Source organism: Ancylomarina salipaludis, from assembly GCF_004122035.1.
GTDB classification, from domain to species: Bacteria; Bacteroidota; Bacteroidia; order Bacteroidales; family Marinifilaceae; genus Ancylomarina; species Ancylomarina salipaludis.
Genome location: NZ_SAXA01000007.1, coordinates 211345 through 233565, shown reverse-complemented (window position 1 = coordinate 233565; position 22221 = coordinate 211345). Strand labels below are relative to the sequence as shown.

At 38.9% G+C, this 22221-nt stretch carries 13 protein-coding genes; 1 reads left to right on the top strand and 12 read right to left on the bottom strand.

Annotated elements, in window-relative coordinates:
* Positions 1 to 124: 124 nt before the first annotated feature.
* The 12 genes from EO244_RS09730 to EO244_RS16930 form a co-directional block, all read right to left on the bottom strand.
* Positions 125 to 3268, bottom strand: a complete 3144-nt coding sequence (locus EO244_RS09730; RefSeq protein WP_129254476.1) for a glycoside hydrolase family 2 TIM barrel-domain containing protein — start codon at positions 3266 to 3268, stop codon at positions 125 to 127.
* Positions 3269 to 3370: 102 nt separating this feature from the next.
* Positions 3371 to 5002, bottom strand: coding sequence for a dipeptidase (locus EO244_RS09725; RefSeq protein WP_129254475.1), 1632 nt, complete (start codon positions 5000 to 5002; stop codon positions 3371 to 3373).
* A 59-nt stretch (positions 5003 to 5061) separates the two neighbouring features.
* Entirely contained in the window at positions 5062 to 6372 is a 1311-nt protein-coding gene (locus EO244_RS09720) for a S28 family serine protease (protein ID WP_129254474.1), read from the bottom strand.
* A 136-nt stretch (positions 6373 to 6508) separates the two neighbouring features.
* Positions 6509 to 7549, bottom strand: a complete 1041-nt coding sequence (locus tag EO244_RS09715; RefSeq protein WP_129254473.1) for a proline racemase family protein — start codon at positions 7547 to 7549, stop codon at positions 6509 to 6511.
* A gap of 41 nt (positions 7550 to 7590) precedes the next feature.
* On the bottom strand, positions 7591 to 8550 hold the full coding sequence (locus tag EO244_RS09710; RefSeq protein WP_164977457.1) for an ornithine cyclodeaminase family protein: 960 nt from the start codon (positions 8548 to 8550) through the stop codon (positions 7591 to 7593).
* 75 nt (positions 8551 to 8625) lie between these two features.
* Positions 8626 to 10005 carry an aminopeptidase P family protein gene (locus EO244_RS09705; protein WP_129254471.1) on the bottom strand — a complete coding sequence of 460 codons (1380 nt, stop codon included), beginning with the start codon at positions 10003 to 10005 and terminating at the stop codon, positions 8626 to 8628.
* Between the two features lie 375 nt (positions 10006 to 10380).
* Positions 10381 to 10986 carry a lysine exporter LysO family protein gene (locus EO244_RS09700; protein WP_129254470.1) on the bottom strand — a complete coding sequence of 202 codons (606 nt, stop codon included), beginning with the start codon at positions 10984 to 10986 and terminating at the stop codon, positions 10381 to 10383.
* 61 nt (positions 10987 to 11047) lie between these two features.
* Complete coding sequence (locus EO244_RS09695) at positions 11048 to 11335, bottom strand: LysO family transporter (protein ID WP_206734525.1); 288 nt, start codon at positions 11333 to 11335, stop codon at positions 11048 to 11050.
* 151 nt (positions 11336 to 11486) lie between these two features.
* The gene (locus EO244_RS09690) at positions 11487 to 13019 is read right to left on the bottom strand and encodes a RagB/SusD family nutrient uptake outer membrane protein (RefSeq protein WP_129254469.1); all 1533 of its coding nucleotides are present in this window, start codon (positions 13017 to 13019) and stop codon (positions 11487 to 11489) included.
* A 16-nt stretch (positions 13020 to 13035) separates the two neighbouring features.
* Positions 13036 to 16221 carry a SusC/RagA family TonB-linked outer membrane protein gene (locus EO244_RS09685; protein WP_129254468.1) on the bottom strand — a complete coding sequence of 1062 codons (3186 nt, stop codon included), beginning with the start codon at positions 16219 to 16221 and terminating at the stop codon, positions 13036 to 13038.
* A 514-nt stretch (positions 16222 to 16735) separates the two neighbouring features.
* Complete coding sequence (locus EO244_RS09680; RefSeq protein ID WP_129254467.1) at positions 16736 to 20830, bottom strand: hybrid sensor histidine kinase/response regulator transcription factor; 4095 nt, start codon at positions 20828 to 20830, stop codon at positions 16736 to 16738.
* Between the two features lie 111 nt (positions 20831 to 20941).
* Complete coding sequence (locus EO244_RS16930; protein ID WP_164977456.1) at positions 20942 to 21115, bottom strand: hypothetical protein; 174 nt, start codon at positions 21113 to 21115, stop codon at positions 20942 to 20944.
* 134 nt (positions 21116 to 21249) lie between these two features.
* Between EO244_RS16930 and EO244_RS09675 the strand changes: the two genes are divergently transcribed.
* Positions 21250 to 22164 carry a discoidin domain-containing protein gene (locus EO244_RS09675; RefSeq protein WP_129254466.1) on the top strand — a complete coding sequence of 305 codons (915 nt, stop codon included), beginning with the start codon at positions 21250 to 21252 and terminating at the stop codon, positions 22162 to 22164.
* Positions 22165 to 22221 lie beyond the last annotated feature (57 nt).

Sequence of the window (22221 nt, the reverse complement as noted above, 5' to 3'; positions counted from 1 at the left end):
ACTTAACTCAACAGCATTCAATTTAAACTCTCTACTAAATTTTCGTCTTTCTTTTTCCATAATCTAAGATATAAATTATTAATATTCTATATCTTAACTCACTGTCCGTATAAATGTAGCAACTTCATAATTTACTCAATTCGTTTAAATCCTTTTCACCATTTATAGGACGAAGAATAAACTCATAGCTGTAATCTTGTGCCGGAATCGAATATTCTGAGTGTACGGGGGCTCCCCATGAGTTATCGCCACCTACACCCATTTGCTTGTAGTCAATCTGCCAGCTGATTACTTCACCTGTCTTAATTTCATTGCCATGTTTCTGAGGGTTTCCCTTTCCTGAGTGATAGAGTTCCTTGTAGTCGAAAGGTAAGGCTGAGCCGGCTAGTTCTGATTCTGCAATCACCATTAAACCTAAAGACTCCTGATTCGTAAGAGCCATCCATCGCAGGTCGGTTTTGTTCCCGGTTTCCTGTGGGCGTACATAAGGGTGATATTGCTCGGCTACGCTGCTTTTATACTGTCCCACCGGATACCCTGTTTTTCTGTCGCTCATGTTCTCCTGCGGACCACGACCAAACCATTCGATCTGGTTGAAAGCCTTTGGCAACTGCATTTGCATGCCAAGGCGTGGCAGCATGGGAATGGTATTGGCTTCAGGATGGTAGCTGTTTTGAACCTTTATGTCACCATTTCCGTAAATCAGGTAGCGGGTTTTATATTTGCTCGAAACCTTTGGTAGATTAAGGGAAACAATTACTTCTATCAGCTGATTGCTCAGTTGCTTGCTCTGGAATGATACGACTTGGGAATTGGCTCCGGCTTCTTTCCAAACCTGACACTTCGCTGGCATGCCATTCCCCAAATCATTATCTGTTACCGCTCTCCAAAAGAAGGGTTTTAAGTCCTGAACCATCAATTCCTTGCCGTTAATTTGGTATGAATTTAAGCTTCCTGTTTTCTTTGAGAAGCGAATCTGAATGGCTTTGGCTGTTAAAATTAATTCGTCTTTGCTGTCTTTTAGTTTCACCTTGCCAAGTGTCTTTACCCCTTTCGCCTCGATTGCCTTTGATATGGGCAATTGGAACTGTTCCCAGGCTATCAAATGTCCTTTTGGGACAAGTGGCTGCTCTTTTTTGCTATGGGCTTTAAGTTCCAGGAAATACTCACATCCAGATTTAGGTTCTATTGCAGGATAAGGAATAGTAATTGTTTTTTCCTGATGTGCCTTTAGGGCTATAGGTTCTAATTTACCCGCTGCAATAATTGTCGCATCTTCCTTAAGGGTCCAACTGAAATCAAAAGCATCCAAATCGGTAAAATCGTAACGGTTGATGATCTTAAACTGATTGGAAGAGTGATCGATTTTCTCGAAAGCAATCGGCTGGTAGACTTTCTTTACCTCCCAAATGTGAGGGTGGATTTTCCTGTCGCTGCTGACCAAACCGTTGGCACAGAAATTCGAATCGTTTTGTATCTTATAGATGCCCATATCGCCACCATAGGCAAAAATGGTATCGCCTTTTTCCGTTACTTTTCTGAAAGTTTGATCTACCCAATCCCAAATGAAACCGCCTTGCAGCTGTCTGTGTTTGTAAATCAAATCCCAGTAGTCTTTCAGATTCCCTACACTGTTTCCCATGGCATGGGCATACTCACATTGTATCAGTGGACGTGTTTGTACTTTTTCGGCATATTTCATCATTTCCCACATGCGATCGTACATCGGACAAAAGATATCAGTGTTCGATTCCAGACCGGAATCTTCTGATTGAACAGGACGAGAGCTGTCATGCTTTTTAAGCCAATCATAAGTGGTGTGAAAATTTTGGCCTCGACCTGTTTCGTTTCCCAATGACCAAATGATGACGGATGCATGGTTTTTACTGCGCTGAAACATCGATTGGGTTCTGTCCAGAAATGCTTTTTTCCAATTGGGTTTATTAGCTAGGGTCTTTTCCTTATTGTAAGGATCGCAACCGTGTGCCTCAATATTGGCTTCGTCCACCAGGTACAAGCCGTATTGGTCGCAGAGTTCGTACCAGCGTTCACGGTTGGGATAATGTGAATTTCTTACGGCATTGATATTGAATTGCTTCATTAACTCGATGTCTCGGATCATCGATTCTTCTGTAATTACACGACCATGGTCGGCATCGTGCTCGTGACGGTTAACCCCTCTGATAACAACAGGCACCCCATTGATTTGAAGCAGGCCATTTTTGATTTCGCTTGTGCGGAAACCAATCTTGCGGCGGATGACCTCAATGTCTTTTTTATTCGAACCTTTCAGGCTGATCTGCAAGTTGTAAAGTTCAGGTGTTTCTGCTGACCATTTGCGAACATTGGGAATTTCAGCTGCAAAGGCAAATTGATTACTGCCCTTGTTGATTTGTTTTTTTTCTTGAGCTTCAAATACGACTTTATTTTTATCGTATAACTTTATTTCCACATATCGTAGTTCTTTTTTGTTGTCCAGCTTATTAAGCTCCACCTCCAGTTTAAACTGACCATTGGTGTAGGTTTCATCCAAACTGGCATGGGCAAAGAAGTCTCGGATATGCGTCTTCGGACGGGCATACAGGTAAACATCCCTTTCGAAACCACTTACTTTCCAATAGTCCTGATCTTCGAGATAAGAGCCATCGCTAAAACGATAGATCTCGACGGCAAGTTGGTTGACACCGATTTTAATATACGGGCTAAGATCAAATTCAGCAGGAGTTTTACTGCCCTGACTGTAGCCAACCTTTTTGCCATTTACCCACAAATACATGGCAGAGCGAACCCCACCAAAGTGGATATAGATTTCTTCGTCTTTCCAATTTTCGGGGATGGTAAAGTTTCTTTTGTAAGATCCAACCGGATTGTAATCGTGCGGAATATAAGGTTCGTTGTTTGGAAAAGGGTAGGAGACATCGGTATAAATAGGTACACCATAGCCTTGCAATTCCCAATGACCGGGAACCTTAATGTCTTTCCAGTCTGAGATATCGTAATTGGTTTTGTAAAAATCCACAGGTCGATCAGCTGGTTTGCGAACCCAGTTGAATTTCCATGTGCCGTTCAGATTGATATAATATTCTGAATTCTCTTTTGAGTTTTTAAGAGCATTGTTCAAGTTGCGGTAGGCAAAATAGGATGCTCTCGGTTTTTCTTTATTAATGCCAATGATCTGAGGGTTTTCCCAATCGTTGACAGCTGCGTTCTCTTGAGCAAAAATGCCCTGGTAGAAGAGAATAAGCACTAGCGTTAAAGTTGTTCTCATTTTATGGTTCGTTATCGATTGTAAGTTTTAGTTCTTAGGTTGAGACGCACAATTGTGCGTCTGTACGTAATTGCTAATCATTAATTGTTTCTGATGAATGGTTTAGCTTCCTTGTTTGTTATTGGTGTATTTTGTAATGAGGATATTCCTGATTTTCGTGAACAAATCTACCACAGCTTGCATATTTTCATTGCTTTTTTGAGTCAGGAATGCCTTAGCCTTTTTAGGGTTTTTATTGTATAAGGCAGTCGCTTTTTCATCAATGGCTTCCATATTGTCGAAGAGGCTTTGTTGAAAAGGGTCGCGATACATTTGCATATCTTTTACGGCATCCTGCCAGCGCAAATACATTAGGTTATCCACAAAGTCGATAGCCCAGCGTGCCGATGTTGGATCGTATTGGTCGGGATTGTAATTCTTATATGATTCGTGGATTTTCTGTGTGCCTGCATAGATGGGCACATAAGGAGATGTGAACTGATTATCCTGAAAAACCCAGTAAACCCCACCTATGGCATCAGGTAACCACGATCGCAACTGACAGATCATCCCATAATTTCCTTTCGATACATTTCGACGATTTGTAATATCCAGTAATTCGCGCATGGCTGTGGTTGGGAAAGGTGTTGTTAAGGGGCTCTTCACAAGTTTTCCGTCCTTGTTTGGGACATACCAATCCGGATCTGAAGTTTTATCGTAAATGGTTCCTTCGAATGTTGATCGTTGAAAAGCCATAATGTCCTGTACGGAGATTTTCTTCTCAGGTTTTACTGAAAAAGGGTAGAGTGAAACATCCTCGACATATTGGTGGTAGGCATCCTGCCCCTTGTAAGGATCACTCAAGCTACGGTCAGGCCATTGCTTTAAATTGGGTGCAAAAGTGCTGTAGAATAACCAGAAACGACCGCTTGCCCATTCGCGAAAACAGGGGCTGTAGGCTTCCTGCCAAATAAAGGGTTTGCCTGAATTTTCTTTATACCAACCATGATCAATGGCTACTTGCTTGTAGTTGTCTGATGCCATAAACCATTCCGGTTTTGAAAGATCGATCTCCTTAATAATACTCCAGTTGGGGACAATGGCAATGTGATCGTCCGGTACACGTTGTGCGGCCCAAATGGCACCCGCTTTTCCAGATTCAGGCGTCCAGTTTTGACCAACAGCTACAATTTCGAGTACCCAAACTTCATTGGGGTCGGCAATACAAAGCGCTTCAGATTCGGGACCACAAGAAGGTAAAAATCCATATTTGTCCATCAGTGAGGTAATGAATTTGATAGCTTCGCGAGCTGTTTTGCAGCGCTGCAAGGCAAAAATCATAGCTTGTTCTACAGTCATAATTTGTTTGCCCGTTTCTCTGTCAACCTGCAATTCCGGTTTTTGACTCAGAGTACTTTCAGCAATAGCCAGCTGATGTTCGTTCATGTGCGAATAGGCTGAATGAAAGTAGGTGTAGGTTTGTTCTACTTGTGGAATTTGTCCAATAATCTCTCCGTAATTATCCAAAGCTCCATTAATTTCCTGGATGCCGTAATAAACGGGGCACATGCTTCCAGACGGAAATTTTTGCCCGTGTACAACACGAATTCGTGTATCGTTCCCCCCATAGGTGTGGGAGGTAATCACCGAACCGTCAACCGTTGCCTTTTTGCCTGCGACAATATCGGTACATGCCTTTGTATTTTGTCCTGTTATCAGGCTGATGAGGCCTAGTAGAATGAGTAGCTTTTTCATATATCTTATTGTTTTCTGTTGTCGGAAAACTGATAATCGAAAACAGAGAATAATTTTATTTAGTTACGGATTAATTTTTCTTCGTCAATATCCATTTTCAACCAGGTTTCCAGCGCTTTCACAATTTCTTTTTGCATTTCAGGAGGAAAGCTTTTAATTCGGGTACTGTGTGCTCCTGCAGGATTGATGAATTTCTTGCATTTGTCATTACCGTTTAAATCCACTTGAGTTGCTGACCATGTATCGTATTCACCATAGATGCATAGCATTTTATCAGCATCAGTTTGTAGCCAATGGTTGACAGCCAGCATCGATTCCGGCATGAAAGCTCCTTCAACACCTTTGGGCAAAGTAAAATCGAAAGTTAAATTCTTTGGGGCGTTGAGGTATTTTGCAAAAGGTGAAACTTCGTAGCTGTACATACCAATTTCGGTTAGTGCCTGATAGAAAAAGGGTTGTTGTTTAATGATATCTTTATCTTCGAAGAAGCTAAATGATGACGTTTTGGTCAAGTGCTGGAATAGTTCTTCAGCACTGGCATCCGATCCCGGGATTTCATCGGAATTGGTATTACCCCATTGCCAAAAGGAAAAAGAATATTCAAGAATATTCAGGTCCAGAGCCTTCTCAAGTCCTATCGAAAATTGGTAATCTTTATCTAGAGCAAGTTGTTCGAGTAATGGTATTAGCTCGGCTTTCTTTTCGAAACACGCAATCTGAAAATCTTTGATTTTTTTTCGAGTCAATTCATCTCCTACGCTTGCCAGATGTTTGTGTATTCTTTCATCTTCGCGGCTGAGGTTCATCGGAGCCACATAAGGCACACTCACATCCACATCATCGGGATAGAAAAAACGATGATAAATGGTTGTTTGCCCGCCTTTGCTGATACCTGTTGAGATCCATTTGTTTTTATAGATCTTTTTCAAGGCTTGAATGACAGCATGTTGGTCGGCTGCAGCTTGTTTGATGGTAAGCTTGTCCCATTGCAAGCTATCAGGTCTTGATTGTTTGAAGTAGCGATGTTCAATGGTCAATTGGTTGGCATCGATTAGTTTACTGAGTTCTCCGGCTTTTTCAGTCCAGATATTATAGCCCTGAATCTCAACAACCATGGGTTTAGAAAGATCGCGGTGTCCCAGAAGAACTCTTTGCTTAAAAGTACCGAGTTTTGGATTTTCGTGATCGATGGGCTGTGTGAACCACATTTCGTAATAGTCATTGAAAGTGGTATCGCCGACTATTTTTTCGACACTTACATTCGGTAGTTCGCTAAGTTGTGTGAGTAGATCTTTGGGCTGTGTTTGGCAGGCTGTCACAAGCCCTATGGCAGCGATGACTAATAAATATTTGAGTTTTTTGATTTTCATATGATTTCAATTTAGAGTTTTTTATCAAAAAGAAAACCTGACAGCTAAAGTCTAAGGCTTACTGCAAATAAGGTGAATCTTATATAATTCTTTTGACTCAGCTTACAGGTTTTCTATTTTCATGGTTGTTGTTGTCTTATCTAAAAATAAACCCATCCTTTAGAGGATCATTGGGGTCGAAATAAAATTCGTTTTGGCCTGTTATCGAGGCCGTGCCACTCACTTCCGGAATGACGGCCTGATGATTGCCATATTCACATGTTTTCACAACTTTTACGGTCATGGTGCTGCCTAAAATACTCTCGATTGTGATTTCCTCATTCTCTTTCAGTTCTCCTTTAGCATAATGGATAGCTGCTCGGGCACTCACGCCTGATCCGGTTGGAGAACGATCGACCTCACCTTCGGCAAAAATGCAGACATTGCGTGAGTGATGCTTGGGATCGTTCGCTTCTCCAATAAAGATTGTTCCATATAAAAAGCTTAGGTCTTCTTCAAAGGGATGTTTTACTTCGAATTGATCCATGACGGCATATTTGATTTTACGGCCATAGTCAATTAGCTTATTATAATCTGATTCATCCAGATTTAAACCCAAATCTTCAACTTGTACATAAGCATAAAAAGCGCCTCCATAAGCCAAGTCAAATTTAATTTTGCCTAATTTGGGGACGTTGACAATTTGATCTCTCAAAGCCATAAATGAGGGAACATTTTGAAAAGAAACGCGTTGTACTTTACCCTTTTCTCTGAAAGCCTGACAAGTGATTCTTCCCGGAGGAGCATCGATGCGGATGATGGGATCGTTTTCCTCGCGAACAATCATACCTGTATCCAGAACCAGTGTAATTAGTGCAATCATGGCATGACCGCACATGGTACTGTAACCTTCGTTGTGTAAGAAGAAAGTGCCGAAGTCTCCATCTTCAGTAGTGGCTTCAGTAATGATTGCCCCGTACATATCAGCATGTCCACGGGGTTCCCACATAGTTCCGGTACGGATGTAATCAAAATTATCACGAAAGTAGCGACGCTTTTCAAGTATGGTATTGCCTTTGATCTCTGGCAAGCCATGGGTGAATACGCGTAAGGGTTCGCCTCCGGTGTGCAGGTCGATGGTTTTTATTTTTAACCAGTCTTTGGGTGCTTCCCATTTCCAATTGTCGAGTATGTTCATTGTTTAAGGATAAAGGTTAAAGTGAGAAAAGCTGATAACATCTAGATTTCTATTTCGGAACCGATTTTTGATTCCATTGCACGCGCGTATATTTTTTGAGCCATAACAAGGTCGAATAAAGCCATGCCAACAGATTTAAATAGGCTGGTCGTTTCAGCTATTGTTTTTTTTGATGCAATAAGTTTACTAATTGGAGTCACTTGTGAATCTGAAATGAGTCCATTTTTAAGAGCAGTTGCTACATCGCCGGTTTCTTCTTTGGCAAAGGGTGTGTCCACATATAATTTATCCAGAAGCGGGTAAAGTTGTGCAGGAAATTCATGCATATCGGGTTTGTAGGATCCAATGCCAATAAAATGCTTCCCCTTTATCAGTTCTGCATCATCAGGAACAACTGCTTTTTTCGAGGTGGTTGTTGTAATGATAATTTGACTCTTGTTTACCAATTCTATATTGCTGCTACAGCTTTGTAGTTTTAGATGGGGTAATTCCATCTTAAGCTTGGCAATAAATTCATTTGCTTTTTTTTGCTGCGTATCGAAGACGTAAAGTTCTTTGATAGGACGGACTTTACAGGCAAATAGAGCTTGAGTAAAGCCTTGCACGCCAGTGCCAATAATGCCGACTGAATTTGCATTTACAGGCGTGGTGTATTTTATACCAATACCTCCAACAGCTCCGGTACGGAAAGCGGTTAGAGCCGCACCATTCATTAGTGATAAGGCTTCACCACTTGTCGTATCGTTTAAAATCATACTGCCGTAAATGGCAGGTAGATTTCTTTTTGGATTTTCCGGGTTTACACTAACGAGTTTTGTTCCAAAATATTGATTGGTGAAGCAAGGCATCAGAAGCAGGGTATTGTCTCCGTGGTGCGCATGCATGCGATCGGGCATGTGAAAGTCTCCTGCCTCAAAAAGCAGAAAAGCTTCTTCCATGGCGCTTAGTGCTTCCTCAAACGAAAGCGCTGACCATATTTCTCTTTGGTTTAGTATGAGCATGAATTCTAAAATCATGGAAAAAATAGAGTTGTCAGTTTTCGTCTGTTTCAATTGAAAACTGACAACCCATAACACTTATCTCATAGCTTCGACATCAGCTATAGTTTTAGGAATAGGTTTCCCCAGAAGACGAGCGCCATCCTTGGTAATCAGGAAGTCTTCTTCGTTGCGGCAACCACCAAAATCTTTGTATTGTTCTACTTTGTCGTAGTTGATAAATTCAGCGAAGCGATTCTCGGCTTTCCACATATCAATTAGCTCAGGAATAAAGTAGATGCCGGGCTCAATAGTCAGCACGAAATTTTCTTCCAATTCACGACCTAAACGCAGTGACTTTAGTCCAAATTGTGTGCTTTTAGGCTCGCCGTTGTAGCCAACATAAACTTCACCCAGGTTTTCCATATCATGCACATCCATACCCATCATATGACCGAGTCCGCACTGGAAGAAAAGTGCATGAGCACCTTGTTGAACGGCTTCGTCCAGATTCCCTTTCATAAAGCCCAGTTCCTTCATACCTTCGGCGATGGTTCGTCCGGCTTTTAAATGAATATCCTTAAATTTTACACCCGGAGCAAGCATTTCAATCGCTGCCTCGTGGGCATTAAGAGCGATTTGGTAAATTTCTTTTTGGCGAGTTGTGAATGTTTTGTCAACCGGGAAGGTACTCGACATATCACCAGCATAATGCATGCTGTTTTCTGCTCCACAGTCGAGAAGTAACATATCGCCACTTTTTAGGGTGTTGCCATGATAATGGTTGTGCAGTGTTTGTCCGTTGATGGTTGCAATAACCGGAAAGGACAGTTGTCCACCGGCAGCAATTGCCACTTGTTGAACGGCTGCTGCGATCTCAGATTCCTTCATGCCTGCACGAGCCATTTTCATAGCCGCCAAATGCATATCAGCAGTAATGTTTACGGCATCTTCAATTAACACAATTTCTTCCTGACTCTTGTAATTTCTCTGGTTTACCACAGCTTTTACAAAGTCGATAGATTGACCCGCATTGGCTTGAGATGGCACAATATTTAAAAGTTCAAATAATTTAACCTGATGTTCCGGACGGTATGGCGGTAAATAATGTATCTTTCTTCCCTTTGCCATTGCTGCTTGCAGATAATCTTTAAGTTGAGCAGCAGGTGCTGTTTCATGAATTCCAACATGCTCTGATTTTTCTTTTATGGTAGGTTGAGTTCCCATCCATACAATATGGTCTATTGTTAATTCGTCCCCGAAAATGATTTCTCTATTCTCATCAATATCTATAATGGCATTTAAGCCTGCATAGTCAGAACCAAAGAAATAGAGAAAGGTACTATCCTGACGGAAATGGTAGGTGTTGTCGGCATAATTCATGCCTGATTCATCATTCCCTAAAAATAGAAGAATGCCGGGTTGAACATCAGATTTAAGTTTATTGCGTCTGTTGATATAAGTTTCTTTTGAAAACATATTAGTGGATTTTGGGTTTGTTTAGCTTTGTTTTATAGTTGCTTACAATGAGCTGGTTTTAGCTTGTAAGTGTTTGTTTTGTCCAATTTACAGAATACAATAGTCCCATGTAAAGAGTATAATCTATTGAATTTTAATGAACAAAATGGGATAATAGAGTGGGGGAAGAAGTTAACAGATCCAGCATTCGTACAGACCCTTGTACGAACAATTATAGAGAAGTATGAATTCGTTAAAGCAAATCATTCAACTGGATGTTAATGGTGGAGTAAATTTATAAAAAATAAATTGTTTTTAGCTTTTATGTGCTTTAAAATGAGTTTAAACTGCTTAATGTGTAAGCTGATTCGTTCTCAGAGTTTAGTCGTTGTGTTTTTATAAAAATTGGAGAATTAGTGGTACAATAACAGGGACTAATATTGTTAGCACAATCCCACTAAAAACTGCAATGATGGCATATTCTTTACCTGAGTATTGCACAATGATGGGCATGGTGGTATCCATCGCTGTTGCTCCGCCTGATGCAATCCCGGCAAGCTTTCCAAAATATCTTACAAAAAGAGGTGTGGCCAGTAGTGTAAGGATTTCTCTAATGATATTTGATAATAAAGCAATAACGCCTAAGGTTTCACCATGAAATTCTGTTATCATAACTGATGAAAGACTGTAATAGCCAAAACCGGCACCCACAGCCATAGCCTCGCCAAAATTGATGTTGGATAAAAAGACAGATACGGCTGACACACCAATTAATGAACCCACAATCACCGAAAGGGGAACAAGTATGATTTTAATGTTGACTTGCTTAATCACTTTCCATGAATCACGATCGGTACCGATACCAATGCCAACTAAAAACATAAGAAGGTATAGGGCGTATATGCTGAAGTTTCCTTCCAAGAGAGTAGTGGGTAAAAAGCGGGTTAAGCCAAGGATTAAGCCCAAAACAAAAAAACTAAGAATAATTAAACTGCCTTTCATAATTAATTGACGCTTGTTGATTTCAGATTTTGAGTTGAAATTCAGATGTTGGATAATGGGATTATTTCCCGGTTTTGAAAAAGAATTTATAGGTTGCCCAGGCACAAATCAACGAACCGAGTATGGCTCCTAGCGTCAGGACGAGAGCCTGTAAACCTATAGAGTGAAGGTTCTTGATGATTTTATCATTTGTACCTACACCTATTCCCAGCAGAAATAGTAAAAGAAAGATGGCGAATGAAGTTAAAACGCCAACAACTTTTATGATTTTGGGGCGGTTACCAATAAATAGGCCAATTCCTATTCCTAATATCATAATAGATAGGACGATGATGATGTCGAGTAGCATAATTGAATCAGATATTATCAATTAATAATTGAATTGTTTCGCAAAATAAACAAAATACACTGCAAAGATTTATGTTGTATTGAAAAATATTGAGCGAAGTTAATTAAAACTCCGCTCAATAAGCCAACTACTTACTTATGAAAAAAAGTGTTTATTCGATAGCATTATTAGAGTTAATCTCACTTTCAGGAATAGGGAAAAAATGTGTTGCATCGCTAACTCCTGTTCTTCCGTGATCAGCCATTGTTGCGTTAAGTTTGCCCCAACGTCTTAAGTCGTGGAATCGTGATCCTTCCATAGCCAATTCGCAAATCCTTTCATGTTCAATCTGTTTAGTCACATCTGATTTTGATGATCCGGTCATCGCAGGCATTCCTGCGCGTGCTCTTACGACGTTGATATGAGGAATTGCAGCTGATGTTTCATCTAACTCGTTAAGGGTTTCAGCATACATTAGTAAAACGTCTGCATAACGAAGCAATGGAATATTATTTCCAATTGCGGTTGAATAGAATTCATCTTCGCTTTTTGGAAGGTATTTTCTGAAACCAGTCTTGTCATAAGGAATACCGTTGTAGTCCCACCATTCTTTGTAAGTATAACTGTATACTCGTGGATTGGCTGCATCATTGAAATATTCATCATCGAAGAATAGAGTCTCGTACAGACGATGGTCAAATCGACCGTCTATAGCCGTTTTACCTTCTTTTTTAAATTCCTGAAGAAGGAAATCACTACCGGCAATCTCATCCCATCCACCTAAACCAGCGGGTTTTAACCAACGGTGATATGGGAATTTAAACCAAGAACCATTATCCGTATTAGTCGATAATTGCAGTTCGAATAATGCCTCGTCAGAGTTTTGGTTTGTCCCATCAAACATAGAGATAAAAGATGTTTCTAAATTATCTCCTTTTTTTGCAACAATTGGTTCAAATGCAGTTTTTGCAGCTTTGTAATATTTAGCAGGATCTGAATTGGTTTCACTGGCACAGAATAGGTTTGCTTTACCTAAGAAAGCTAAAGCTGTCCATTTTGTTGCACGCCCCATATTTTCAATAGAGTTATTTTCAGGTAGGTGGATTGCTGCGGTTTCAAAATCTTTTATAATAAAATCCCAGCATTCGGTTCTTTCGCTTACACCCTTATCAATTCCGGACAATCCTTTAGGATAGGCATCACGCAGAATAATTTTTTCCCAGTTTAATAGTAACTTAAGATGATAATAGCCTCTAAGGAAATGAGCCTCTGCAAGGATTCTGTCCTTAGCACTGGTATTAATTTGCTCCTCAGTCATTTCACCAACCTTTTCGATGACCTGATTGGCATAATTAATGCCTTTGTAGTGGATATTCCAATATTGTGTTGTTTGTGTATTACCAGCAGTCGTGTTAAAATTGAAAATTGAGAACCAATCTTCATAATTTAAAGCATCATTACCCAGTTTGATTAAATCAGAGGGAAATAATTCGACTGTAAATTTAATTTCGGCAAAGCCCCAATAGCTGGTGGCACACTCAAGCTGAGAATAGGCAGCAGCTAGTCCTGCTTCGGCGTCACTTTCGTTTCTCCAAAAACTTTCTCCAGTTAACTGATCGGGAGATTTCACGTCTAAATAATCTTCATCACATGCACTGAAAGACAAGCCAATGCAGATGAAGAATAAATATATATATCTGTTCATTTTTTTTTAGTATTTATTAGAATGATAATTGTATTCCTGCAAAGAACGATTTATTGATAGGGTAGAGGCTTCTATCAATACCTGTATTCAGAACATTGCTACGTCCAACTTCGGGATCGATACCTGAATAATCTGTAATTGTGAAAACATTCTGAGCGTTAAAGTAAATTCGACATTTGTTTACACCTAAACGATTAATCATCGATTTTGGAAGGGTGTAACCCAGTTCAATATTCTTCAATCGAAGAAATGAGCCATCTTCAAGGTAGCGATCTGACTCGCGAGTGTTTGTGTTTGCGTCACCCAGTACGGCCCTTGGGATGTTTGTATTTCTATTAGTTTCTGTCCATGCATTAAGCGAAGACGCCAGGAAATTTTGTCCGGCTGACATGTTTTCTAAGTAATAGCGATTTCCATTATATAGTTCGTTTCCCTGAACACCATAAAACATCATTGAGAAATCGAAACCTTTGTATGATGCATTAAAGTTGATAGAATAAGTAAAATCAGGAATACCAGAACCGGAATACACCTTATCTTTTTCATTCAATTCACCATCTCCATTGGTATCTTTAAATCTGATGTCACCAGGTTTAGCACTGGATTGGAGTAAGTCTCCTTCTGTATTTTTATGTGCATTTACTTCATCCATTGATTGAAATATGCCGTCTGTTTGATATAAGAAGAAAGCGCCAATCTCGTAACCGACTTTGGTTTGAGTTGGGAAATGAGAATCACCGTACTTCAAACCTTCACCAAACAGAGCTTGATCGGGACTAGCAAGCCCAACTACCTCATTCTTTGTTGTCGTAAAAGTTGTATTGATACTGTATTTGAAATCGCCCTCTTGTTTGTAATAACCTAACTCGAATTCAAGACCTTTATTGCTAATTTCACCTACATTTAATACCGGGCTGTCAAGACCTGCCGAACCTGGTAGTTGACGGTAAATCAACATGTCTTCAGTGGTTGTACTATAGTAGTTAATGGTACCATTGAATTGATTCCCCAATAAAGTGAAATCCAAACCAAGGTTTTTTGAAATGGTTGTTTCCCATTGTAATTCTCTATTTTCGAGTCCGGTAGCAATTGAACCTGTCCAGGGATTTGCTCCGGAACCACGTACAGCACCCAGTTCATAATCGTTACCCGTGCTGATAAGAGCTTGATGATCGTAGAAACCAAGAGTCACCTCATTACCTAATTTACCCCAACTGGCTCTTAGCTTTAAATTGTCGATAAAGTCATAGTCAGACATGAAATCTTCTTCAGTAATTCGCCATCCAAGTGCGACTGAAGGGAAAGTCCCATAACGTGAATCAGAACCAAATTTTGATGATCCATCACGTCGAGCAGTTACTTGTAATAGGTATTTGCTATCGAAAGAATAGTTTATTCGACCTAGTATTGAAGTACGGGTATACTCATTTCGGCTTCCGTAGGCTGCATAGGTACCACCTTTGCCTGCATTTAAAGTCATCCAGCTTGGATCTAAGAATCCAGCCATTTCATCTTTGGTCTTAACTTCATCACCTTCGGCAGAATAAACAGTATTTTTACCAGTGACATTGGCCCCAATCCAATTGTTGGTTTTCTTAGAAGCTGTGTAACCAATTACTGAAGATACAGAATGCTTACCAAATTCTTTTTGGAAGTTAAGTAGGTGTTCCATAATTTGAGAACGGTAGTTGTTGCGTTCTTCACCGTAATAGATCCAATCTTCACCATCCTTAGGAGAGCGGTCGAATTTTGTATGATAACTCCATTTGTTATCATTACTGTTGATTAAACCCAAGTTAACTTGGTATGATAACCAATCGGTGAATTTTAAACACCCTGTAATATTCGCTGAAAAATATTGAAGGTCAGCTTCACCTTTCATATTTTGATGATTTGCATATGGATTTGCGTTGGCTGGCATATCACCAGACGTTAATTGCACATCTCCATTTTCGTCAAAAGGATCGATTAAAGGTGTTAGTTTATACGTATCAGATAAAGAAAATTTCTGTCCTTCAGAGTTAGTTTCTGCATACGAAATATTAGCATCTACACTTAAGCGACCTTTGGTCATACCTAATTTAGCACGAAGTGTTTTTTTTAGATAATCACTACCAATTAAAGTCCCTTGTTCATCGTTCCAACTGCCTGAAATGCCATAGTATCCTAAATCGTTACCCCCGTTAATGCTTAAATTGTAATTTTGTTGAAGAGCTGTGCGTGAAACTTCATCCTGCCAGTTTGTGTTTGCGGTGATTGGAGCTGTCACATAATCAGGTAACGCTTTTTTGTCCGCATCAGCTGCATACATGTTGTAATTGTCATACATCATTTTGTGTACCTTAACATAGCCTTCAGAATCTAACAGGTCCAACTGGTCTATAGCTTTAGTTTGTCCGATATGCATATTAAAGTCAACATTGATTTTGCCCTTCTTGCCTTTTTTTGTTGTGATTAAAACCACACCGTTTGCAGCACGAGAACCATAAATAGCAGCAGCAGCACCATCTTTCAGAATTTCAAATGATTCAATATCATCAGGATTTAGTAGAGACATTGAACCCGGAAGTCCATCGATAATGTATAGAGGTTCGTTGTTCCCAACAGTACCAATACCACGAATTGTAATACTTGATCCTGAACCTGGTGCTCCACCGAATTTAGTAATGGTAACACCTGCAACCTTACCTTGTAAAGAGTTTACGGGGTTTGATGATGGGGTTTTCTTTAAATCTTCACCTTTGACTGAAGATACCGCTCCTGTAAGGTCACTCTTTTTCTGAGTTCCATAACCCACAACGACCACTTCTTCAAGGCCTAGATTTTCAGACTTCAGAGCCACATTTAAGTTGTTGCCTTTAACAATCACTTCCTGAGTGGTCATGCCTACGAAAGAGAAGACAAGTGTTTGTCCTTCTTCAGCCAGAATAGAAAATTTGCCATCGAAATCGGTACTTGTTCCTATTGCTGTCCCTTTAATTACAACAGATACACCCGGGATTGAAAGACCATCATCAGCAGAAGTAACGATACCCGTTACGGTGTTTTGTTTTTGTTCAACATTGTTGAAACCAGTCGTTTGTGAGGCTTTCACCAGAATAGGTGAAAACAGAATTGCCACGATGCATAGTTTCATGAGCCATGAAACACCGCGTTTTTGCGCATAGTGGAAGGGCGCAAAAGAGTTTGCATTTTTTTTCATAAATTTAGGTTCGTTAAAGTTAATGGCAGTTGCGTTCTTTTTTGCGATGGAAACAACTTAGCCTGTTTAATGTTTGGCAGGGATTGTTGGTAGCTCTCTCTGCCTTTTTTTGCAATTATATTTTGCTGTTGAGCCGATCGTGATTAACAATCGATCTCAATTTTGTACGGTTTTCTTAATAGGTGTTTTCATCCTGATTTAGGATGTTGTGAGAGATCTCTAGTGTGGTGAATTATAGAGATAAGAGAGCTGCTGGTCTAGTAAATCCAGCATTCATACAAACCTTTGTATGATCTGTTGTGCTGTTTGTAAAATTTTGCTAGTCTAATCATAATTACCAAAACTGAATTTGTTAATAGTAGCTATCTTTAATTTGTTTGATACAAATATATAAAAATACCTACCAGTTCCTACCAGTATGGCAAATAAAAATGATAATTTATAAAAGTTGTTTATTTGTTTTAGCTTGTATGACTAGTTTTTACAGAGGTTTTTAATGATGAGAAGAAAATGATTAATTTATTGTGAGGTCATATGTTTCCAGAAATGTATCTCCATTTTCAGAATTTGCAAGTTGTTTAAATTGTTTGGGGGTGTAGTTGTATTCTTTTTTAAAGCATCTTGAAAAATATTTGGGATCGTTAAAGCCCACATTAAAGGCGATTTCAGAAATGGTGTAGTTGTGTTTAACCAGAATCATGGCCGCTTTCTTTAATCTTAAACAGCGCATAAAGTCAACAAGGGTTTTGTTGGTAATTGATTGAAATCTACGGTATATGTTCGAATAACTCATGTTGAGAGCATTTGATAAATCTTCCAGTTTAAAATCGGGATTAATTAAATTTTTCTCAAGTTCAATCAGGATTGATTCTATAAATTTTTCGTCGGGTGATTCCGCTTGTGGGGCTTCAGCCTGTGACAGTAATTCGGTTCTGTACTTTTGAATCAGATTTTTGTGTGATTCGAGAATATTATTGACTTTAAAGATGAGTTCTTTTACATTGAATGGCTTGTTGATGTATTCAATGGCTCCATATTTTAACCCCTCAAGTTTTGATTGGGTCGTATTACGTGCGGTAAGAAGAATAATCGGAATATGTTGAGTCGTTTTTGTGTTTTTCAATTCTTTACAAAGGGAAATACCATCCATGATTGGCATCATGATATCACTAATGATTAAATTAGGCGTTGTTTCCTTTAAAACAGACAGGGCTTCTTTTCCATTTTCAGCCGTGAATACGTTATAATAAGGACTAAAGGTATCTTTAAGTAAAAGCAACATCTCGTAATTATCCTCAACGATTAGGAGTTTAATTTTGCTGTTAGGATTAATGCTGGGTGTGTAAAGATCTTCTTTATTCGAGTCATCTGTTTGAATCATTTCATTTATATCAGTCTTACTGATGATCTCATCTGCATTTAAGTGTTCGCAGCCCAGAGGAATTTTTAAACTAAATTCGGTACCCTTATTTACAGATGATACGACATTGATTTCACCCTTGTGTAAAGTAATAAGTTCTTTAGTAAGGGCGAGTCCGATTCCGGTTCCCCCCACTTCTTTTCCTTCCTTTGATTGGTAGAACATATCAAAGATATGTGTCAGATTTTCTTCATTTATTCCAATACCCGAATCAGAGATCTTTAGAAAGAAGTGTTCGTAGTTGCTTTGAATTTTAAATTGAATATGGCCTTCGCGTGGGGTGAATTTAAAGGCATTTGCTAGAAGATTATAGATCACATGTTCAAGCTTTTCTTTATCGTACCAAAGCATGATATCATCTTGTTTCGATTCAAAAACAAAGTCGATATGCTTAAATCGCGCTTGTTCTGTAAAGGAAAGGGCTATGTTTTCGCAATGTTTCGATATGTTATTTTTGCTTGCGCGTAATTGTAATTTTCCTAATTCTCGATTTCTTACGGTCATTAACTCAAGTGCAATACGCGAAAGGCGTTGCGCGTTGTTGTGAATAACTTTCAGGCGTTGTTTTAAGAGCAGATTGCCATCGGCTCGTTCTATCATATTTTCGATAGGGGCCATGATGAGGGTCAAGGGTGTCTGGATTTCGTGCGACATCTTCGCAAAGAAATTCATTTTTAGGGCATAGAGTTCATTGTTTTTTTCATTCTGCCATTCTTCGAGCATCAATTTTCTTTTTAGTCGGGCCCACATGATGGAATAGCGAATAATGAAAAAGAGAGCAACTATCAGAACAAAACCGTAAATGGTGTATGCCCACCATCTCTGCCAAAGAGGAGGGAGAATTCTGACTTGTATGGCTTGTGGGGCAATATCCCAAATATTCCTTTTGCTTCCAGCTTTAACTTCGAATGTGTAATCTCCGTAAGGGATATTGGTGTAAGTTGCGATTCGTTTATTTTGGGTTGTGATCCAATTTTTATCAAAGCCCTTTAGGCGGTAGGCGTAAAAATAATTGGGATCTAAATGATCATTAATTACTGAGAATTGAAAAGAAAAAGAAGTCTGTTTGTGATTGAGTTTAATCGATTTTAACTGTTCGATGCCTTTGGATAGTTGCTCCGGAATGATTTCATTAGCATTCCGATTTACGATTTGAATTTGATTGATTTTCAGATGAAAGCGACTTTGGCTTGTTTTCATTTGCTTGGGATCGAAGTAGTTCAATCCCCCAACACCTCCAAAATAGATGCGATTATTTTGATCTATACTGGCACTCCCCGAAAGGTAATTATCTTTTAAGGTTCCATTTTTCCAGCCATAAAAATAGTCTTCGTGTTTTTGCAAATCAAGATGCGAAATTCCATTTGTTCGGGATACCCATAGATTCGATGAATCCGTAACAAGAACAGCTGAAACTCTGTGAAGATCTTCATTGCTAAAGCCTTCTATTGGAACTGTTTTTTTCTCTTTGAGGTTAAACTTGACAAGTTTAGAATAGGAGTTAATTAAATAGAGGTGTCCATGTAAGTCTGAAGCACCATGTATCACACTGTTTTCGGAAAGATTGTTTGTATTAGCTAATTTATATGTGGTAAACTGAGATTGGTTGAGAGTTTTGTTTTCCTGAAACAAACAGATTCCTCCCTCAAACATTCCAACCCACAATTGTCCCAATTCATCTTCTATAAACACTTCGGGAACACTACCTTTTAGTCCGTTTTTATTGTGGGGAAAGAATGCAATTTGTTCACCATTTAGGGCAAATATTGTGATACCAATATTACTGCCAACCCAGAGCCTGTCTTTCTTATCGATATGTAAGGATCTGACATCAGTCGCAAGTTGTCCTTTTTCATTAGTTACATTAACAGATTTAAATTGATCTGTTTTTGTATTAAAATACATCAAGCCATTAAGGTAGGTGCCTATCCATTTGTTGTGGTTTTTATCCTCGACCATTGCTTGAATGTAATTGCCTTTTAAACCGTGTCCGCTTTTTGTTTTTGCAATGTATTGTTTTTTAGTGCCGGTTTTCTTATTCACCAAGGTAATGCCTTCACCATCTGTACCAATCCACAAATCGCCATTCTTACAATTAAGAATAGATAAAACGCGGGTTGGTGAACCTGAAATACTCCCGGAATGATACCCAACTGTTGAGGATTCGTTTGCCAGGATGTTGATACTTCCATAATTTGTAAAAACCCAAATGTCATTATTCTGGGTTTCCCCAATACCAATTACCGTGTTACTTTGAAGGGAAAATTTATTGGTTTTAGAATGGTTGTAGATTTTGATTTGTTTTGTCTTAGGTGTAACCCGGTACAACCCACCACCATCAGTACCAATCCAAACAAGTCCTTTGCTATCGCGAAAAATTCGAATAAGCATATTGGTTGGAATAAAATGTGATGTTTGGGCCTGATTGTGGAAATGTTCGAAGGATTGATTTTCTATATTATAATAGAATAAGCCATAGAGTTCAGTCCCGATCCATAAATTACCGTCAAAATCAGTCGTTAATATCAATTTATTAAATGGGTTATTGAATGGGCCTTTTAGTTCAGTTAGTTTTTTGCTTGAAAGATCGGCTTTAAAAATTCGCCCCTTATTTGTACAGAACCAAACCGTGTTAGACTTGCCCGCAGAAACAGAAGTTATGCTTTCATTGGAAGAATGAATGTTGAATTTAGTTAAAGTTGAATCAACTAAAGATAATCCGGTGAGAGTTCCAAAACTACTACCTAACCAAAGCCTGCTTGAATCGATACTGAAGGCTTCAAAAGATTGATGCTCTTGGAGAGGAGAAAAATCAGAAAACTGCGCATGAAATTTACCCGTTGGCATCAGTTTGGAAATAGATCCTGATTTGGATACACACCAAATATGTCCTTTCGGATCTTTTCTTATGCCTAATGTTGAGCTAGGCGGAACCTTGTTTCCAAAAATTTCCCGGAATGGGTACTCCCGGTATTCGTATCCATCAAAGCGAAGAATACCCATATGAGAATTGAGCCATAAATAACCCAGGGAATCTTCAAGTACATTGGTCGCAATGGTACTTTGGCGATCAACTTCTACACCCAGATGGATGAAGTTTGTTGATTCTTGTGCTTTTGAAAATATAAAAGAATGACATAGCACTATAAGCAAAATTAGCTTCACCAGTCGTGAATAGTTCTTGGTCATGAGGGCAGATTTAGGTTGTTAGTAACAAAACAAAAATAGAAATCTGACTGTCGTCTTCCAAGTAAATATTAGGGAATGTCTGCAAAAAAAAATACTGTATCTGTTTCTGATTTAGGCTAGTGGGAAAATGTCTACCAATTCGCCTAAAATGTCCACCTCCCTGTAATAATTAATCCCCATTATTATCATCGCAAAATAATAGTCGATAACGCGAGTAAGCGCAGACGAGATAATATAGTTTCCAAACAATAGAAGGAACATCTCATCCCAAAACAATTTCGGCATGAGATAATATTTAAACAACAAATGAGAATGGAAATTACATGGTGAAGCCTACCGTGTTGATTTATAGTGATTTTTTAATACAGTTATTTATTAACCTAACACCTAATTTTTAATGTTATACTAACTCTAATCTTATGAAGAATCAGAAAGTTAAAAAAAGTAATTATCAGAAATTTATAAAAATGGATTTTAAACGGATCTCATTTTTATTATTCGCAATCGTTGTCATGTCTTTTATCACGAGTTGCGACAAAGATGATACAGTTAACTTACCAGTGACGACCACAGGTGAAGTTACTGATATCACAGGTCAGGATGCTGTTGTAAGTGGTAGCGTGACATCTAACGGGGGATCAAAAATTCTGGCTATGGGAGTTTGCTTTACGACTGAAGATCGTGAGCCAACTGTAGCAGATAATTTTGCAGAAGTCGGTGAATTTACTCTGGATGGTATTTTAGAGAAGGATTGGAATTATTCGGCAACCCTAAAGGGATTAGCTGTTAAAACCGCTTATAAAGCCAGAGCTTATGCATCGAATGAAGCAGGTACCGCTTATGGAGAAACCATTTCATTTACTTCGAAAGCAGGAAAGACTTTCCATACACTAAGAGATGACATGATTGACACCTTTACGCAAGAAGGAAGTGAAGGACCTAAGGAAGCCCTTATTGATGATAATTTCGACACATATTGGCATTCTGCCTGGTCAGACGGTGTAGCACCTCTTCCTCATCATATTCAAATTACATTTGACGAAGCTAAAAACATTGGTGGTTTCCAATTCTGGACACGCAGCACATCTAATAGAGGTAATGATCCTGTTAAATTCGATGTGCAAACAAGTACAAATGGAACTGATTATACAACAGTATGGACTTCTGAAACTATAGAAACTCAGCCACGTCCGGCAGATAATACCATTTCACTTGATAAGAATTACTCTTCTAAATATTTTAGAATTAGAGTTCTTGATACACGTACAACCGGTTTAACACACACTACGATCAGTGAGATAAAAGTGTTCGATGATGGTATGCTACCTTATTAAAAAGGGAGTTGATATAGAATAATTAAGAACAAGATGTATAATAGTTTATTTATCTAA

Excerpts from the sequence above, each read along its gene's own strand:
- EO244_RS09715 (WP_129254473.1), bottom strand. The coding sequence starts at position 7,549 with ATGAACATACTCGACAATTGGAAATGGGAAGCACCCAAAGACTGGTTA.
- EO244_RS09730 (WP_129254476.1), bottom strand. The coding sequence starts at position 3,268 with ATGAGAACAACTTTAACGCTAGTGCTTATTCTCTTCTACCAGGGCATT.
- EO244_RS09725 (WP_129254475.1), bottom strand. The coding sequence starts at position 5,002 with ATGAAAAAGCTACTCATTCTACTAGGCCTCATCAGCCTGATAACAGGA.
- EO244_RS09685 (WP_129254468.1), bottom strand. The coding sequence starts at position 16,221 with ATGAAAAAAAATGCAAACTCTTTTGCGCCCTTCCACTATGCGCAAAAA.
- EO244_RS09680 (WP_129254467.1), bottom strand. The coding sequence starts at position 20,830 with ATGACCAAGAACTATTCACGACTGGTGAAGCTAATTTTGCTTATAGTG.
- EO244_RS09710 (WP_164977457.1), bottom strand. The coding sequence starts at position 8,550 with ATGCTCATACTAAACCAAAGAGAAATATGGTCAGCGCTTTCGTTTGAG.
- EO244_RS09690 (WP_129254469.1), bottom strand. The coding sequence starts at position 13,019 with ATGAACAGATATATATATTTATTCTTCATCTGCATTGGCTTGTCTTTC.
- EO244_RS09720 (WP_129254474.1), bottom strand. The coding sequence starts at position 6,372 with ATGAAAATCAAAAAACTCAAATATTTATTAGTCATCGCTGCCATAGGG.
- EO244_RS16930 (WP_164977456.1), bottom strand. The coding sequence starts at position 21,115 with ATGCCGAAATTGTTTTGGGATGAGATGTTCCTTCTATTGTTTGGAAAC.
- EO244_RS09705 (WP_129254471.1), bottom strand. The coding sequence starts at position 10,005 with ATGTTTTCAAAAGAAACTTATATCAACAGACGCAATAAACTTAAATCT.
- EO244_RS09695 (WP_206734525.1), bottom strand. The coding sequence starts at position 11,335 with ATGCTACTCGACATCATCATCGTCCTATCTATTATGATATTAGGAATA.
- EO244_RS09700 (WP_129254470.1), bottom strand. The coding sequence starts at position 10,986 with ATGAAAGGCAGTTTAATTATTCTTAGTTTTTTTGTTTTGGGCTTAATC.
- EO244_RS09675 (WP_129254466.1), top strand. The coding sequence starts at position 21,250 with ATGAAGAATCAGAAAGTTAAAAAAAGTAATTATCAGAAATTTATAAAA.